Consider the following 15,485-nt stretch of genomic DNA (forward strand, 5'->3'; position numbering starts at 1 on the left):
GTTCAGGGCACACCACGTCGCCCCTCGATGCGGCCAGTATGTGGTGCCCGTGGCCGGTGAAGGTGTCCACACGGAGAACGCCCGACGGGGCGTTTGTGAATCAGTGCGGGCGGACGGCCCCGGCCCGTTGACCCCGAACGGGTGACTCGGGGACGTTGGGTCGCGTGAAATCTGGGGAGTCGTCCATGGTCCTGGTCCGGGCGAGACGAGTCGGGATCGTGCTGATCTGCGGGATACTGGCCGTCGCCGGCGTGTCCGTTCCCGCCGCGCAGGCACAGGCCGCCGCCGATCCGGCGTACCGGCTCAAGACCGAACCCGCCGACCTTTCGGCGGTCCAGAACGGCGACCCGCTGCGGATCACGCTTTCGGGATTGCCCAAGGGCGCGCGGGCGAAGCTCGTCATCTGCCCGAAAGACGTGCCGGACAATTTGATGAAGAAGGTCTATGTTCCGCCGTGGAACAAGGACAGCACGGTGCTCACCAGGGTGCAGTCCTACTGTCAGGACGAGTTCGGCGACGAATTCGCGGGCAAGAACGCGGGCATGCAGTCGATGGAGCGAGTGCGGAGCAGCACGACCGGCGACATCGTCTTCGACACCACGATCCCGCGCGGTACTTTGCGGCCGCACGCCGTCGCCTGGGATCCGCTCTACACCACTTATGAGAAAGCGGTGAATCCCGGGGACAAATTCCCCAAGGTCCCGTGGGCCGACAATCCCGCGGTCGTCGATCCGGCGACCGGCGCGAAGACCAGGCGGCAATTCTCCTTCACCTGCGACGAGAACAATCCGTGCAGCGTCACGATCCAGATCACCGCCCAGGACGCGACGGGGAAGACGGTGACCTGGGTCGACGACTCGATCAAGTTCAGCCCGTATCCGCCGGGGATCGGGGTCAAGGGCTGCAAGGGGATCGGCAGGAACACGCTCGACGCCAGCATGCCGGAACGGCTCGGGCGGACCGCGGTCGCCTGGAACCAGGCGCTGTGCGCTCCCACCAAGGCGGACCAGCCCACCAACATCGTGAGCGAGACCGAAGAGACCGGGCTGACCGCGTTCGACAAGGGCGCCTCGGATCTCATGATCACCGGCAGCGGGAGCGCGCTGGCCGCGCAGACCGTCCGGGCGAGGGAATACGTCCCCGTCGGGATCAACGCGGCGGTGATCGCCGCGGTCGGCTGGTCCCCGACCGACGTCAACGACGAGGGAAACCCTCTGGGCGCGAAGCTCGCCGGCACGATGGCGTTCACCAACGCCGAGCTCGCGAACATGCTCACCAAGGGCGGGCAGAACCCCGACGCGGGCGGCCGGGGCGGCATCTTCAAGACCGGATCCCCGCTGGTCGGCCGCAATGCCGGGCTCTCGGCCATCAAGGACGGTCAGCCCGCCGGGGTGGTCGCGGCGAACCGGCGTTCCGGCTACAACGGAAGCGCGGACTTCTTCGGGGTGACCGGGGAATCGGGACCGGGGACGGTCCCGCTCACCTTGAGCAGGCTGCTCGCCGGGACAGCGCCGAAGGAATGGGTGTTCCCGGCGCTCGGCGACGACTATTTCGGTGAGCTGAACGGGAAGTCCCCCGGGGTGATCTCCGATCTGAGCGTGCTCGATCCGGGTCGGTCGCGGGTGAACAACGTCGACGCGAAGACCGGCCAGCTGTCGGTGCGCAAGACCGTGGACAACGCCGTCGCCGGACGCGGCTCGGACTGCGACGGCGGCTGTGTGAACTGGGTGATCACCGATCTCGCGACGGCGACGATCAACCGCTGGACGCCGGTGGCGCTCCCGGACGGCAAGGGGAACTTCGTCGCGCCGACCGAACAGAGCCTTCAGACGGCGGTCGACGCGATGAAGATCGGCGCCGACGGAACGGCCGAGACCGGCGCCGTCGCCAAGGACGGCGCGTACCCGGTCACCTTCGTCGAGTACATGGCCGTCCCGGTCAACCCGTTGATCGACGCGAACTGCAAGCCGATGAAGGAGAAGCAGGATCAGCTGAAGTCGTTCGCCGGTCTCGCGGCGGGCTACGGGCAAGCGCTGCTTCCGCCCGGGATGGTCCGGTTGAACCCCGGCCTGGCCGCCACCGCCGCCGAGCGGATCGCCAAGATCGGCACCGGCACGGTCGAAAAGGCCTGCCAGGAGAAGGAAGAGGCGAAGAACCCGCCTCCGCCGGGAGCGAACGGTGTCACGCCCGCTTCCACTCCGTCCCTGGGCGGGCCTTCCGGTGGGCAGGGTTCTTCGGCCGGGACGCCGGTGACGGCCGCCGTCGGACCGGTTCCCGCGGTCGCCCCGACCCCGGAAAGCGTGGCGGCGGCCAAGAACCTCGCCGAGTCCATCGACATCCCGAAATTCGCCGGTGCCGGTGCGCTCGGCGCCCTGATTCCCTTGGTGGCGCTGGTGATCCTGGCGATCCTTCCGTCCGCGACGGCGTACGTCTCGGCCGGGCGGCCGGTGCCGGCGTGGCTGACCAGGGCGATCGCGGTGCTTCTGGGTCTTCTCCGCCGTAAGCCGTCGGGTGGCGTGGCGTGAGCGTCGAGGCCGAAGAGAAGCAGTTCCTGCGGTTCGGTCCCGGGTGGATCGGCGCGGTCGTGTTCGCCTGGCTGGTCACCACGCTGGTGGCGCTGGCGCTGGTCGTCTACGCGCTGGGCCCGATGCTGCAATCGGGCGATCAGCGGAAGGCGCTGACCGAGATCCGGGGCGAGATCGGCGTGGCGCTGGGCGCGAGCCAGAGCCTGTTCGGGGCCGCGCCGCCGGTCAAACCGGCCGAGTTCGGCAAGCCGGTGGCCGTCCTGGAGATCCCCGTGCTCAAGGTGCAGCAGGTCGTCATCGAAGGTGCTTCGAGCGGCGAGACCGCGTCCGGGCCGGGGCACGTACCGGGAACGGCCGGGCTCGGCCAGCCGGGCAACGCCGTGATCGCCGGTCGTAACGCCGGCTACGGCGGCCCGTTCGGCGCGCTCGGCGCCCTGCGCCCGGGTGACGAGATCGTCGTCGCGACGACGCAGGGCAAGTCCGTCTACCGGGTGACGGAGACGGCGACCAGGCCGCTGGACGAGGGCACCGACTACGGCAAGACCCAGAACGACCGGCTGACCTTGGTGACGTCGGCGTCGTGGTGGCCGCTGGCCTCGGACGAGGCGACGGTGGTGACCGCGACCCTGGAGGGGAGGCCCTTCCGGCCCGCCCCGCAGAACGGCCGGGCGGACGCGCAGGACGGCCGGACCGGGGACACGGCCGCGTGGGCCGGATTGGTGCTGGCCTTCGGTGGTTTCGTGGCGGCGGCGGCCGGGGCGACATTCCTTTATCGCCGGTGGCGTCCGGTTTCGACCTACGTCATCACCGGACCGGTGCTGCTCACGATGGGTGCGCTCGCGGCCTTGGCGCTTTGGCGATTGTTCCCGGCCTGGGCCTGAATCCGAAAGGGATTTCGGTCTTTTCGGACTTGCCCTGTTCTCACGTTGTGGATCTTCGCCCGTTCCAGACTTTGGTGGGTGGACTCGTCACCGATCGCTCTTTAGATTCTCCCCATTACACCCGGTCAGGGGTAATTCATTCGGGCAACCGAAGGGATTCTTGTGACGGGGCGTCACGCCGTCAGTGCGCTTTAGCCGGAGCGCGCTGAGTTGCCGCAAAACAGGGAGAGTTCGATGAGCAGATTCAGCCGAGTGGTCACATGCTCGGTTCCGGTCGCGGTCGGCGCTTTGCTGCTGTCGACCGCGGTTTCGGGTGCCCAGCCGTCGGAGGAGGTGCGCACGCAGACCGGGATTTCCGCCCTGCAGAGCATCAAGAACAGCCTCACCCCGGCCGAGCGCAAGCAGTCGAGTCAGCTCGTCGTCGAAAAGCGCCTGCGCGCCGACAAGGGCCTGGCCGGCAAGCTGCCCGAGTACCGGACCGGGCTGGGTGTCAGCGACGCCGGCACCGTCGCGGTGGACATCAAGGGCGCCGGACAGTCGCTGGTGGACGCCGTCAAGGCGGCGGGCGGCAGCGTCCGTTACGCCTCGCCCACCGGCGCGATCCGCGCCGACCTGCCGCTGGCCGCCGTCGACTCGATCGCCGGCCGCGGGGACGTCGCCGAGGTCAGGGCCGCCTCCCAGGCGATGACCTGGAACGAGTCCGCTCCGCAGGACCGTCGCCAGGCCGCCGCCAAGAAGGCCGCCGCCGCGCTGCAGGTCGCCGAGGGCGACAAGGCGCACGGCAACGACACCGCCCGCACCAAGTACGGCGTCAACGGCACCGGACAGAAGGTCTGCGTGCTCTCGGACGGCGTCAAGTCGCTCCAGGCGTCCCAGACCGCCGGCGAGCTCCCCGCCGTCGACGTCCTCCCCGGTCAGGCGGGCAGCGGTGACGAGGGCACCGCGATGCTGGAGATCATCCACGACATGGCGCCCGGCGCCACGCTCGGTTTCGCGACCGCCTTCACCAGCGAGCAGAGCTTCGCCGACAACATCCGCGCGCTCCGGACCACCGGAAAGTGCACGATCATCGTCGACGACGTGTCCTACTTCGACGAGTCGCCGTTCCAGGACGGCCCGGTCGCGCAGGCCGTCAACGACGTGACCGCGGCGGGCGTGCTCTACTTCTCCTCCGCGGGGAACTCGGGCAACCTGACCGACGGCACCAGCGGCTACTACGAGGGCGACTTCCGCGGCTCCACCAGCAAGATCTCCGGGATCACCGGGACGCCGCACGACTTCGACCCGAGCGGCACCACCCAGCTGTACAACGCGCTTTCGCCGAACTCGGTCGGCCGCTACGTCACCCTGTTCTGGTCCGACCCGTGGGGCAAGGCCACCAGCGACTACGACCTGTTCGTCCTGAACTCGTCCGGTTCGGTCGTCGCCTCCAGCGAGAACGCGCAGAACGGCAGCCAGAACCCGTACGAGATCGCCCAGGTCCCGGCCAGCGGCACGGGCTTCAAGGTGGCCGTGGTCAAGTACAGCGGCTCCGACCGGTTCATCGCGCTCAACGTGATCCGCGGCCGCTTCGTCACCTCCGGTTCGCTGAAAGCCTTCAGCACCAACGGTGTCACCTCCGGCCACTCGGCCGCCGCCAACGCCTTCAGCGTCGCGGCCGCCCCGGCCGCCGGTGCCTTCGGCCGCGCGCTCGAGACCGGCGACCCGGCCAACCCGGCCGGTCCGTTCCCGGGTCTGTTCTCCGCCACCAGCAAGTGGGAGCGGTTCACTTCGGACGGTCGCCGCAAGCAGTTCTACAACGCCGACGGCTCGGTGATCACCCCCGGCAACGTGTCCTCGACCGGCGGCGCGATCCGGAACAAGCCGGACATCACCGCGGCCGACGGTGTCGCGACCTCGGTGACCGGCTTCCAGCCGTTCTTCGGGACCTCGGCCGCCGCGCCGAGCGCCGCCGCCATCGCCGCGCTGCTGAAGCAGGGCAAACCGGCCGCCACCCCGGCGGAGATCCGGAACGCGCTGACCTCGACCGCGATCGACCTCGGCGCCCCGGGCTTCGACCCGGTCACCGGGGCAGGCGTGATCATGACCGACCCGGCGCTCGCCGCGCTGGGCGTCGCCCCCAAGTGAACAGTCTCCACCAAGGAAACGGCCCGGTGCGCGCGCACCGGGCCGTTCCCGTTTCCGGAGATCAGGACTTGACGCAGGACAGGCCGTTCGGGCCCGACACGGTCAGGAAGCCGTACCGCTGGATCGTGGTGGCGAGCTGGCCACCGCACAGCGGGCTGGCGGTCGAGGCCGAGTCACCGGCGTCGAAGCCGATGGCGCGCTTGGCCTGGTCGTAGCTGGGGGTGCGGGAGTCGACGATGTTGTAGACGCTGCGCGAGCCCAGGAAGGCCGTGGTGAACGCCGGGGTGTAGCTGCCTGCCGAACCGGCGACGGGGGAGCCGTTGAAGCCGGCACCGGTCAGCGGGTTGACGGTGAAGCCCGCGCGCTTGTCGGCGGTCACCGCGTTGCCCTGCGCGATCCACTGCGCGATGGAGAACGGCGCGATGGCCTTGGCGCGGTCGGCGACCGGGATGGAGTTGCCGTCGTGCTCCTGGAACCGCTTGATGGTGACCGGCTTGGTGGTCGGGTCGAAGCCGAGGACGGTGCCGGTGAAGAAGCTCAGCGTGCCGGAACCGGTCTGCGGCAGGTAGACCGAGATGGGGGAGTTGGCGCCGCCGACCTGGTTCCAGTTGGTGATGGAACCGTCGTAGATGCCGCGCAGCTGCGCCAGCGTCAGGGTCAGGCCCGCGCCCGAACCGGTGGCCGAGGACGACCAGGTGACACCGTCGGTGGCGAACGCGAAGTACTCGAAGCTGGCCGGGTCGGACGAGCCGCGAGCCGACGACGACCGCGCGATGTCGATCTTGCCGTCGCCCGCTTCGGCCGAAGCCTTCAGCGCGGCCTTGCCCTGCGACGAGCCGTTCGGGACCGGGAGGTTCGAGCCGTAGACGACCTCGTCGGCGAACGGGTCGGCCGGGACGGTGAACGTCTGGCCCGCGGCCAGCACCGGCGGGACGTTGACGTAGTTGTCGGGGTCGGTGTTCCAGGCGGCCTTCGCCGCCGCGCTGTTGGCGTTGGCCAGGATCGCGCCGGTGATGTCGACGGTGGTGTCCGAGCCCGCCGCGGCGATGACCTCTTCGAGGCCGTTGGCCGGGGCGACCGCCGAAGCGGTGCCGGTCAGGGTGAGGCAGGCACACGCGGCGATCGCGGTGGCGCCGAGAAACCGAGTGGTACGAGCACGCATCTTGTTTGCACTCTTTCTCTAGTCCCCAAGTCGTCACGGGATTCCGTGACTTGGCACAATCCTCGCTCCGCAACACTGTCCGGCGACGGTGCTGCGCGTTCCCGCCCGACGTCATGGTGGTTAATCTCCGGGGAACGAACTTTCCGTGATCGATCGTCACGGAGAACGATTCGGTGAATGTCCGCCGGAATCGCGACGGTATTTCCGGCGCCAATCGGCTATTGTCTCGATTCCTTCGCCGATGGCCGCCTCGGTGGTGGCCGACCGAAATCGGTCGAGTCCGCGCTGCGCCTCGATACGCCGTCCGTAGGCGTGCGTGGCGATCGCGACGACGCGGTCGTCCGTATGCAGGCGCCAGCGCCAGCGGCCCCCGCTGAGGTGGCTGAAATCGCTGGTCAGCTCGGAAATGTTCGTGCTGAGCCAGGCGATCGCGACAAGGCATTCCTCGGCACGCGGATAGTCGGCGGGAGCGGAACCCAGCGACACGTTGTTGCCGCCGAGCAGTCGCCATCGGATGGTCTGGTCACCGGTCTGGACCAGCTGGAAGCGTGGATTCTTCTTCACCGTTCAGCGCTCCGGCGAGTGCGTGAACGGTGTGAATTCCCCCTGGGCACATCCGGTGAATCGCCTCGATGTGGTGAAGGGGTTACCGGTTTTCCTTAAGGCGCGACGGCCGCCGGGTGAACGTTTTGCCCCGGCGCGGGCGCGCTAGCCTGAACGGACGCGGGTAATCGGAAAACAATCACCGAGCCGGATCGGTCCGGCACGGTCTGCGAGGAGGATCGATGGGCAACGGCAGGACCGCGGTCGTCACCGGGGCGGGTTCCGGGCTCGGCCGGGAGATCTCCCGCGCGTTACTCGGCGCCGGTTACCGGGTCGCGCTCGCCGGTCGCCGCGCGGACGCGCTGGCCGACACCGCCGCCGGGGACACGAAAGCGCTTCCCGTGCCCACCGACGTCGCCGACCCCGATTCCGTCGCCGCGTTGTTCGAAGCGGTGCGCGCGGAGTGGGGGCGGCTGGACCTCCTGGTGAACAACGCGGGCGTTTCGGTGGGCGGGACCGTCGACGAACTGTCCTTCGCGGACTGGAAACGCGCTGTGGACACCAACCTGACCGGGATGTTCCTGTGCGCGCAGCAGGCCGTGCGGCTGATGAAGGCGCAGGACCCGCGCGGCGGCCGGATCGTCAACAACGGCTCGATCTCCGCGCACGCCCCGCGCCCCGCGTCCGTCGCCTACACCGCGACGAAACACGCTGTCACCGGGCTGACGAAGTCGATCTCCCTCGACGGCCGGGCCTGGAACGTCGCTTGTGGACAGATCGACATCGGCAACGCCGCCACCGAGATGACACTGAAGATGGCGGACGGCATCCCGCAGGCCGACGGCAGCGTCAAGGCCGAGCCGACCTTCGACGCCCGGCACGTCGCGGACGCCGTGCTGTACATGGCCGGGCTGCCGCTGGACGCGAACGTGCAGTTCCTGACCGTCACGGCGACCGCGATGCCGTACATCGGGCGGGGTTAGAGGCGGTTGGGTGACCCAGGCCCGCCAGGCCCGAGGTGAAGGGGACCTTCCGCCCGTGCGATGAGAGGATAGGCCCCTTTTCCCCGGCCGGTACCCGGACGCACGATCGCCAAGTCCGTGAAGGCCTCCTTCACTACCTTCAAGGTAGGCAAGGAGGCCTTCACGACGTCCGTGACTCACGATCCCACGCGGCTCACGGGATCACCTTCGCCTTCCGGAACTCGTCGAACAGCCGGAAGAGCATCGACGAAGTCTCGGCGTACTCGTGGAAACCGGCTCGCCGGGCCTTCGATCCGTCCGCGAACATGTCGTATTCCCAGCCGAACACGAAATCGGCGAAGCCCCACGACGACGAGACCGCGCTGTACGGCACTTCCAGCCCGTACTTGGCCGAGAGGGAATCCCACAGCTCTTCCTTGTCCGCCATCACGACGTCCAGCGACATCGGCAGCGGCGGCGCCACCTCCAGGTCGAAGTAGCGCGCGATCTTCGGCCAGAGCTCGCTCCACCGGAACAGGTCGCCGTTCGCGATGTTGAACGCCTCGTTCTCCGAGCCGGTGGCCCAGACGGTGGCCTTCGCCAGCAGGCCGGCGTCGGTCATCTCCAGCAGGCTGTCGTACGCGCCGGGTTTGCCGGGGAAACGCAGCGGCAGGCCGAGCTCCTTCGAGATCGACGCGTAGACCGCGATGGCCAGCGCGAGGTTCATCGGGTTGCCCAGCGCGGTCCCGCCGACCACCGACGGCCGGATCGCGGACCACGTCCAGGCCTTCCCGGCCTGACGGCGTTCCAGGAATCGCTGCTGATCCACATTGAACTCGGGCGGCATGTGCCCGGCGTCGTCTTCGCGCGCCGGGGTCTTGAACGGGCCGAGGTGGGCGCCGTAGACCTTGTAGCCCTGCATGAGGCTGACGTGGCGCAGACCGGGTGCGGCCGGTTCGATCGCGTCCACCAGGTTGGTCAGCATCGCCAGGTTCGGCGGGACCAGTTCGGCCCAGGTCGGCTTGTCGACATAAGCCGCGTAGAACACGTGTGTGACGTCGTCCAGGCCGCCGAGCTTCGCGCGGGTGTCGTCCGCGTCGAGCAGGTCGACGGCGATCTGACCCGGACCACCGCGCCGAGACAGGCCGATGACCCGCCAGCCGGGCTGGGTCTCCAGGTATTCGATCAGGTTCTTGCCGATGACCCCGTTGGCCCCGGCGACCAGGGCGACCTTGCGTTCTTCGTTCATGTCACCGAGCCTGGACCCGTCGCGCGGATAAGTCCAAGGCATAGATATCACCGCTGCGATAAACTCTCTTCATGACCAGTCTGCGGCAGCTCGAATACCTGGTGACCGTCATCGACACCGGCTCCTTCACCCGGGCGGCGGAGCTGCTGCACGTGACGCAGCCCGCGCTGTCGCACCAGGTGCGCGCGCTGGAGAAAGGCGTCGGCGGCCCGCTGCTCGAACGCCTCCCGCGTAGTGTCCGGCTCACGCCGATGGGGCGCGCCATGCTCCCGCACGCCCGCGCCACCCTCGCCGACGCCGAACGCGCGCGGTGCGCGGCCCGGCAGGCGTCCGGGCTGGAGGCCGGGGAGCTCCAGATCGCCACGGTCTACTCGGTCGGCATCGGCGTCCTGCCCACGGCGTTGCGGGTGTGGCGCCGGGAGCGGCCGGACGTCGACGTCCGCTTGGTGGAGTTCCGGCACGCGGACGAACTGCGGGACGCCATGGCGGCGGGGGAGGCCGACGTCGCGGTCGGGCCGGTCCCACCGGGCTGGGAGGGGCCGATCCGCGAACTCGGCACCGAGGAGTTCGTGGTCGTCCTGCCGATCGACGGGCCGCGCGAGGACGACGGCACCGGCGTCGTCGACCTCGCGAGTCTCTCCGGCTGCGCCTGGGTGCATTACGCGCCGGGCAACGGCCTCGCCGATCTCGTCGATCAGGCCTGCGCGGCGGCGGGATTCCAGCCGAGGGCCGCGGTCCGGACCGAACAGACCGCCGCCGCCCCGGTGCTGGCGGCGGCGGGGCTCGGCCCCGCGCTGGTCCCGGCCAACGTGCTGCCCCAGGGCTTCCACGGCCGGGTCCTGCGGCCCGAACCGGCGATCCGGCGCACCCTCGCCGCCTACTGCCGGAGCACGCCCGACCCGCTGACGTCGGCCTTCATCGACGTCGTCGCGGGAGAGTGCACACTCGGGCTACCGGACGGTCACCGCTGAGAGGTCGACGCCCCCGAACGTCGTCGCCTTCACCTCGCCCACCCGCTCGGCCCAGACGGCGTGCTCGTGCCCGGACCACAGCGGCGCGACCGGGAGATCGCGCAGCAGCTGGTTCTCCACCAGGCGGTAGACCTCGCCGCTGTCGGCGGCTTCGGTCTCCTCGGCCGATTTCAGCAGGTCGGCGAACCCGTCGCTCTGATACCCGGTCAGCTCGACGATCTTCGTCAGCACCTCCTGCGGGCTCGGCGTCACGAGATCCAGGTCGATCGCGAACGGGCCCTGGCCGGGTTCCGGGGCGAGCGGGACGCCGGCCGCCTTGGCGGTCTGCTCCGCCAGCGGGCGCAGCCAGCGGCTCTGTGACTGTCCGAAGTGGACCGGTGCGGCCGGGAACTCCGCCTGGGTCAGCAGGGACTTCCCCGCCCCGGCGTCGAACGTGCAGGGACGGCAGGTGCTGCTGCGCTCGCCGGGCGCGACGGCGGGCGGCAGCAGTGACTTCGCCGGGTCCACCTGCCTGTCCAGGACGCCGGCTTCCAGCGCGGCGCGATCGACGCCGAGCGCGAAACCGTGCCGGACGGTCGCGTCGGAGAAATGCGGCGCGGTGAGGGGAAACCCGAGGTAGGAGACGTTCGGCAGCGCCCACATCACGTGCCGTTGCGCGAAATCGGCGTGCATCGCGTCGTGCCGCTCGCCGGGGACGACGGTGGAGAGGTCGAGCTTCCCGGACTTGACGCCGTCGTAGAGCGCGGTCGCGTCGCCGATCTTCAGTTCGATCACGCGGGCCTTGCCCGGCGCGTCGGCGACCCGGACCAGCTTGGCGCCCGTGGGCTGGAAGCCGCCTTCCAGACGGAACGGTCCGTTGCCGACAGGCAGGGAGAAGAAGCGGGCCCAGTCGCGCGAGGCCAGGGCCGAAGCGGGCAGCGGGACCAGGGCAGGGGAAGAAAGCAGGGCGGGGATCTGCCCGGAAGGCCGGTCGAGGACGAGCCGGATCGTCAGCGGATCCGGCGCGGTGATCTCCTTGGCCCGCAACAGACCTTTCAGCACGCGCGAGCCCTGCCAGCCCTCTTGTTCCACCGCCTTCCAGGTGTCCACATAGGACTGCGCGGTGACGGGCGTGCCGTCGTGGAACTTCCCGCCGTCCTTCAGCTTGACCGTCCACGTCGTCCGGTCGGCGCTGCTGATCGACTCGGCCGCGCGCGGTGTCGTCTTCCCGGTCGCGGGATCGTAGTCCGCCAGCGGTGTCCACAGCGCGCTCGTGACGAGCCTGCCCGCGTCGTCGTGGACGTCCGCGGGGTTGGTCGAGGCCGGCGCGGGCAAGCCCACACGAAGAACGTCCGGTGCGGGCGATTCGCCGGATTCCGAGCAGCCCGCCGCGATCAGGGCGGCGGCGAGGAGCGGGGCCAGAAGACGCAAGCGCATGGTCATGTCATAGCAGTCCCACACCGACCATCGGCGGTTGTGCGGGCAAAGTGGTGATCATAGGGTGGGGTGACCAGCCTGGGAGGTTTCTGTGCGAGGAAACTGGTTGCTCCGATCTAGCCTGGCGATCGCGACGGTCACCGCGACCCTGATCGCCACCGGCCTGCCCGCCGCCGCGTGCGGCGAGGAGGACAAGCCGGCGAGTGAGAAGGTCCGGGTCTCGGGCGCACCCGGCGCGGTGAAGAACGTCAAGGCCGTCGGCAACGTGCCCGACGCGCAGGGCGCCATCGCCATGGGCTTCCTCCAGTACGGCCACCGCGACGTCATGGCGGTTTCCGGCGAGTTCGGCCTGAAGGTCTACGACCTCACCAAGAACCCCGCCGCGCCGAAGCTGATCGGCGAGGTCAGCCTGCCGGGCCTGTGGGAGACCGAGGACACCGAGGTCGACGTCAAGCGCAAGCTCGTCTTCCTCGCGCGCGACCCGCGGGCCTACGGCGGCACCACGCAGACCGGCGAGTCCGGCATCTACATCATCGACCTGAAGAACCCGGAAAAGCCGGCCATCCTGAGCTACACCAAGGTGCCCGCCGGTCACACGACCAGCTGTGTCGACGACTGCCGGTACCTGTGGACCGGCGGTCCGGCCAAGGCCGCGAACCAGCCCGCCGACTGGGGCGGCCGCCCGATCTGGGTGACCGACATCCGCGATCCGCGCAACCCCAAGACGGCCCCGGACCCGATCGAACTCGCGCGCAACGACGGCAAGACCGACTACGTGCACGACGTCCAGGTCGACGACGAGGGTGTGGCGTGGGTGTCCGGCCGTGGTGGTGTCCGCGGCTACTGGACCAGCGGGTATCACCGCGATCCGGTACAGGGCAAGGTCCGCCGCGCGACCGCGTTCAGCCCGGTGCCCTACGCGGGCGGCGGGATCGAGGAGACGGCGGCGCCGTCGAAGTTCATGCACAACAGCTTCCACCCGTCGGGACACCGTTCGGCCGACGGCGCGGACTCGAACCGCTGGCGCGGCCGCGACCTCATCTACGCCACCGAAGAGAGCTTCCTCGACGGTTGCGTCGGTGACGGCGTGCTGACGATCTCGTCGTTGCAGAACTCGTACAACGGCGAAGGCTGGCGTTCGACGCCGGAGAAGCCGTTCCGCCTCAAGTCCGTCGGCACCTGGAGCGTCGCCGGGCAGGAAGGCAGCGACCCGACGACAGGCGACTGCTCCGCGCACTACTTCGACGTCCGCGGCAAGGTCCTCGTGCAGTCGTTCTACACGCAAGGCACGCGGTTCCTCGACGTCAGCGACCCGACCGACCCGAAGCAGATCGCCTACTTCCGCCCGGCCGACGCCTCCGCGTGGGCGCCGTACTGGCACAAGGGTTACGTCTATGTCGCCGACAACACTCGCGGAATCGACATCCTGAAGCTCACCGCCTGAGTCAAGATGTCCCCATGCGCACCATGGGGAAGACGTCGGTGATCACGGCCGCGGTCATGCTGATCGCGGCCTGTGACCCGGCACCGCCGGAAGAAGCGGCCGTCCACACCGATCCGGCGCCGGTCGCCGAGACGTTCCCGGAAGTCGGCGAGATCGTCGAAGCGTCCTGGGTCGAGGAGAAGATGGGCGCCTCCGAAGGCCGCGTCGCGGCGCCCGGGCCGACCGACTACCGGTTGTCCGCCTTGGTGAAGCTGCGTATCGACGCCGTTTCGAAGGTGATGAGCGGCTACGAATGTCATGCCGGTACCCCGGCGGCGCCGGAGCGGCTCAAGGCACTTCTGCCGTCCGGTGTCTCGTGGCTTTCCTGCGCACTGCCCGCGAACGGCAAGGCGCGGACCGCGTTCGTATCCGCCGGTTCCGAAAAGGCGTTCCTGACCTCGACAACCATGTAACAAAACCGGGACGGAACTGTCGAGCGACCATCACGGAAGCCGCATGATCCGTTCCTAGCTTGGCGCCATGGCCACCTTGCTGGAACGAGCCCCGGCTCCCGTCGCCGAGACGACGCCGCGGCGAAGCGTCACGGCGCTGTTCGCGATCGCCGTCCTCGTCGCCGGATACACCGGATTCCGATTGCCGGGGGAATGGGCGGCGACCCTGCAGGCCGTGTCCCTGACCGACGGTTTCCACCGGCGGTTCCTCGTCGGCACGTTCCTCAAGCCGTTCGGGCACGACTACGCGGTCTTCGCGGTCGCGAGTTTCGCCGTCCTCGGCGCGGTGCTGGCGGTCGTGACGCTCGCCTTCTTCAACAGCCGCACCGAAAGCCGGCGGTGGTTGATCATCGGCTGGCTCCTGCTGCCGACCGGCGGCTACCTGTTCCACGAGGTCGGCTACTTCGACCAGGTGCTGTACCTGCTGCTGTCCGGCGCGCTGTGGGCGGTGCACCGGAACCGGCCGGTGGCCGCGAGCGCGGTGATGGCGCTTTCGGTGACGGTGCACGAGATCGCGCTGCTCACGGTGCTCCCGGTGTTCGGTTTCGCCTTGCTGCGGAAGGTGCCGTTCCGGCGCGCGTGCGCACTGCTCGCTCCGGCCGCGTTGCTCGGTGCGGTGATCCTCGCGTTGCCTCCCGCCGGCACTGGCGCCGTCGAGGGTCTCCGCCGAGAGCTGTCCACGGCGGACTTCGGCTACCGGGTCGACGCGCTGAACCTGTTCGGGCGCACCCAGGCCGAGAGCTGGCAGCTGTACTCGATCACCAATGTGCTGCTGTACCTGTCGCCGATCCTGCTCGTGGTGGCCGGCGGCTTCCTCTACCTGCACCGCCCGACGCTCGCGGCGGCGGTGCCCGTCGCGGCGATCACGGCACCGGCGCTGCTCGCGTTCGGTGGCTGGGACGACGCTCGCTGGGGATTCCTGCTGGTGACCAACTTCTTCGTGGTGCTGTGGCTCTGGCTCGGCCGCCGTGAACTGAAGCTCCCGCAGGTGGCCGCGCTGGCCGGGTTGTTCCTGATCCTCACGCACGTCCCGATGCCGTACTTCGACGGCTACGGGCCGCGCTGGCTCACGCTGGTGACTCCCGTGGAAGGCTTCCCCCAAGATCGAAAGGCGCACTGATCGTGCAGGGCCCTAGTGCTTGAGCTCGGCGTTCCAAGCCGTCAGCGTCAGCTTGCCGGTGGTCCCGAGGTCGGTGTCGACCGTGATCCGCTGCTCCGGGTCGCCCTTGGCGGCCGCGACGGTCACGTAGGCGCCCGCCTCCGGCGAACCCGCGGTGACCGTGTTCGACCACGAGACCACCGACAGCAGCGTCCCGCCGGGCCGCACCGTCTGCGGGCTGACGCCGGGATCGATCGCCATATACGACGTGCCGTGCTCAACCTCGACGGCCATCTGCCGCTTTTCCTTGTCCAGCAAGCGGACTTCGGGATAGCCGGTGAGCGTGCGCGGCGCCGTCCCGCAGTTGGTCAACGTGAGCACGACCGCGCGGTGCCCGAGCGCGGCCTCGACCGGCCCGGACTTCACCGTCACCCCGGTGCCGAGACAACCCGCGGGTTCGACCGTCCCCGGCTCCGGTGTGTGGATGGCCGGGATCGGCGGCGGTGGTGGCGGGGGCGTAGTGCACCCCGCCACCACCAGCGCCGTCCCCGCCAACGTCAAGATCGCTTTTCCCAGCACGGCTGAACCGTACTAGGCGAGCAACTCCTGCCAGAG

At 69.3% G+C, this 15,485-nt stretch carries 13 protein-coding genes; 8 read left to right on the forward strand and 5 right to left on the reverse strand.

The annotated features are described in order from the left end of the window. Positions 1-185 precede the first annotated feature (185 nt). From CFP71_RS12450 to CFP71_RS12460, 3 genes are all read left to right on the forward strand, one after another. Entirely contained in the window at positions 186-2,525 is a 2,340-nt protein-coding gene (locus tag CFP71_RS12450; RefSeq protein WP_093934005.1) for a hypothetical protein, read from the forward strand. Beyond that, positions 2,522-3,406, forward strand: coding sequence for a sortase (locus CFP71_RS12455; RefSeq protein ID WP_093934006.1), 885 nt, complete (start codon positions 2,522-2,524; stop codon positions 3,404-3,406). The genes CFP71_RS12450 and CFP71_RS12455 overlap by 4 nt, the downstream gene beginning before the upstream one ends. A gap of 234 nt (positions 3,407-3,640) precedes the next feature. Beyond that, the gene (locus CFP71_RS12460; RefSeq protein WP_093934007.1) at positions 3,641-5,533 is read left to right on the forward strand and encodes a S8 family serine peptidase; all 1,893 of its coding nucleotides are present in this window, start codon (positions 3,641-3,643) and stop codon (positions 5,531-5,533) included. A 61-nt stretch (positions 5,534-5,594) separates the two neighbouring features. Here the strand turns inward: CFP71_RS12460 and CFP71_RS12465 are convergent, their stop codons facing one another. Both CFP71_RS12465 and CFP71_RS12470 read right to left on the reverse strand, forming a co-directional pair. Then, entirely contained in the window at positions 5,595-6,695 is a 1,101-nt protein-coding gene (locus CFP71_RS12465; RefSeq protein ID WP_093934008.1) for a substrate-binding domain-containing protein, read from the reverse strand. A gap of 156 nt (positions 6,696-6,851) precedes the next feature. Next, a complete protein-coding gene (locus CFP71_RS12470) occupies positions 6,852-7,259 on the reverse strand; it encodes a YegP family protein (RefSeq protein WP_093934009.1) in 408 nt (135 codons plus the stop codon). A gap of 221 nt (positions 7,260-7,480) precedes the next feature. Between CFP71_RS12470 and CFP71_RS12475 the strand changes: the two genes are divergently transcribed. Further along, complete coding sequence (locus CFP71_RS12475) at positions 7,481-8,221, forward strand: SDR family oxidoreductase (protein ID WP_093934010.1); 741 nt, start codon at positions 7,481-7,483, stop codon at positions 8,219-8,221. Between the two features lie 193 nt (positions 8,222-8,414). On the opposite strand, the gene CFP71_RS12480 is transcribed toward CFP71_RS12475, so the two are convergent. Beyond that, positions 8,415-9,449, reverse strand: a complete 1,035-nt coding sequence (locus tag CFP71_RS12480; protein WP_093934022.1) for an SDR family oxidoreductase — start codon at positions 9,447-9,449, stop codon at positions 8,415-8,417. Between the two features lie 71 nt (positions 9,450-9,520). Here CFP71_RS12480 and CFP71_RS12485 point away from each other — a divergent pair, with 71 nt between their 5' ends. Next, on the forward strand, positions 9,521-10,420 hold the full coding sequence (locus tag CFP71_RS12485) for a LysR family transcriptional regulator (protein WP_093934011.1): 900 nt from the start codon (positions 9,521-9,523) through the stop codon (positions 10,418-10,420). Here CFP71_RS12485 and CFP71_RS12490 read toward each other — a convergent pair. Next, positions 10,400-11,842 carry a peptide ABC transporter substrate-binding protein gene (locus CFP71_RS12490; protein WP_093934012.1) on the reverse strand — a complete coding sequence of 481 codons (1,443 nt, stop codon included), beginning with the start codon at positions 11,840-11,842 and terminating at the stop codon, positions 10,400-10,402. The two genes, CFP71_RS12485 and CFP71_RS12490, sit on opposite strands and share 21 nt — an antisense overlap. Before the next feature lie 100 nt (positions 11,843-11,942). Here CFP71_RS12490 and CFP71_RS12495 point away from each other — a divergent pair, with 100 nt between their 5' ends. The 3 genes from CFP71_RS12495 (at position 11,943) to CFP71_RS12505 (ending at position 14,891) form a co-directional block, all read left to right on the forward strand. Then, on the forward strand, positions 11,943-13,280 hold the full coding sequence (locus CFP71_RS12495; protein WP_093934013.1) for an LVIVD repeat-containing protein: 1,338 nt from the start codon (positions 11,943-11,945) through the stop codon (positions 13,278-13,280). Positions 13,281-13,294: 14 nt separating this feature from the next. Beyond that, positions 13,295-13,732: a hypothetical protein gene (locus CFP71_RS12500; RefSeq protein ID WP_093934014.1), complete on the forward strand. Its 438-nt coding sequence runs from the start codon at positions 13,295-13,297 to the stop codon at positions 13,730-13,732. A gap of 67 nt (positions 13,733-13,799) precedes the next feature. Continuing rightward, positions 13,800-14,891 carry a hypothetical protein gene (locus CFP71_RS12505; protein WP_093934015.1) on the forward strand — a complete coding sequence of 364 codons (1,092 nt, stop codon included), beginning with the start codon at positions 13,800-13,802 and terminating at the stop codon, positions 14,889-14,891. A 12-nt stretch (positions 14,892-14,903) separates the two neighbouring features. Here the strand turns inward: CFP71_RS12505 and CFP71_RS12510 are convergent, their stop codons facing one another. Continuing rightward, complete coding sequence (locus tag CFP71_RS12510; RefSeq protein WP_093934016.1) at positions 14,904-15,449, reverse strand: DUF4232 domain-containing protein; 546 nt, start codon at positions 15,447-15,449, stop codon at positions 14,904-14,906. Between the last annotated feature and the right edge of the window lie 36 nt (positions 15,450-15,485).

Source organism: Amycolatopsis thailandensis (assembly GCF_002234405.1).
Classification (GTDB): domain Bacteria; phylum Actinomycetota; class Actinomycetes; order Mycobacteriales; family Pseudonocardiaceae; genus Amycolatopsis; species Amycolatopsis thailandensis.

What these genes read in the sequence shown, in the direction of transcription:
- CFP71_RS12490 (WP_093934012.1), bottom strand. Translation starts at nt 11,842, where the DNA reads ATGACCATGCGCTTGCGTCTTCTGGCCCCGCTCCTCGCCGCCGCCCTG.
- CFP71_RS12480 (WP_093934022.1), bottom strand. Translation starts at nt 9,449, where the DNA reads ATGAACGAAGAACGCAAGGTCGCCCTGGTCGCCGGGGCCAACGGGGTC.
- CFP71_RS12505 (WP_093934015.1), top strand. Translation starts at nt 13,800, where the DNA reads ATGGCCACCTTGCTGGAACGAGCCCCGGCTCCCGTCGCCGAGACGACG.
- CFP71_RS12475 (WP_093934010.1), top strand. Translation starts at nt 7,481, where the DNA reads ATGGGCAACGGCAGGACCGCGGTCGTCACCGGGGCGGGTTCCGGGCTC.
- CFP71_RS12500 (WP_093934014.1), top strand. Translation starts at nt 13,295, where the DNA reads ATGCGCACCATGGGGAAGACGTCGGTGATCACGGCCGCGGTCATGCTG.
- CFP71_RS12465 (WP_093934008.1), bottom strand. Translation starts at nt 6,695, where the DNA reads ATGCGTGCTCGTACCACTCGGTTTCTCGGCGCCACCGCGATCGCCGCG.
- CFP71_RS12460 (WP_093934007.1), top strand. Translation starts at nt 3,641, where the DNA reads ATGAGCAGATTCAGCCGAGTGGTCACATGCTCGGTTCCGGTCGCGGTC.
- CFP71_RS12450 (WP_093934005.1), top strand. Translation starts at nt 186, where the DNA reads ATGGTCCTGGTCCGGGCGAGACGAGTCGGGATCGTGCTGATCTGCGGG.
- CFP71_RS12485 (WP_093934011.1), top strand. Translation starts at nt 9,521, where the DNA reads ATGACCAGTCTGCGGCAGCTCGAATACCTGGTGACCGTCATCGACACC.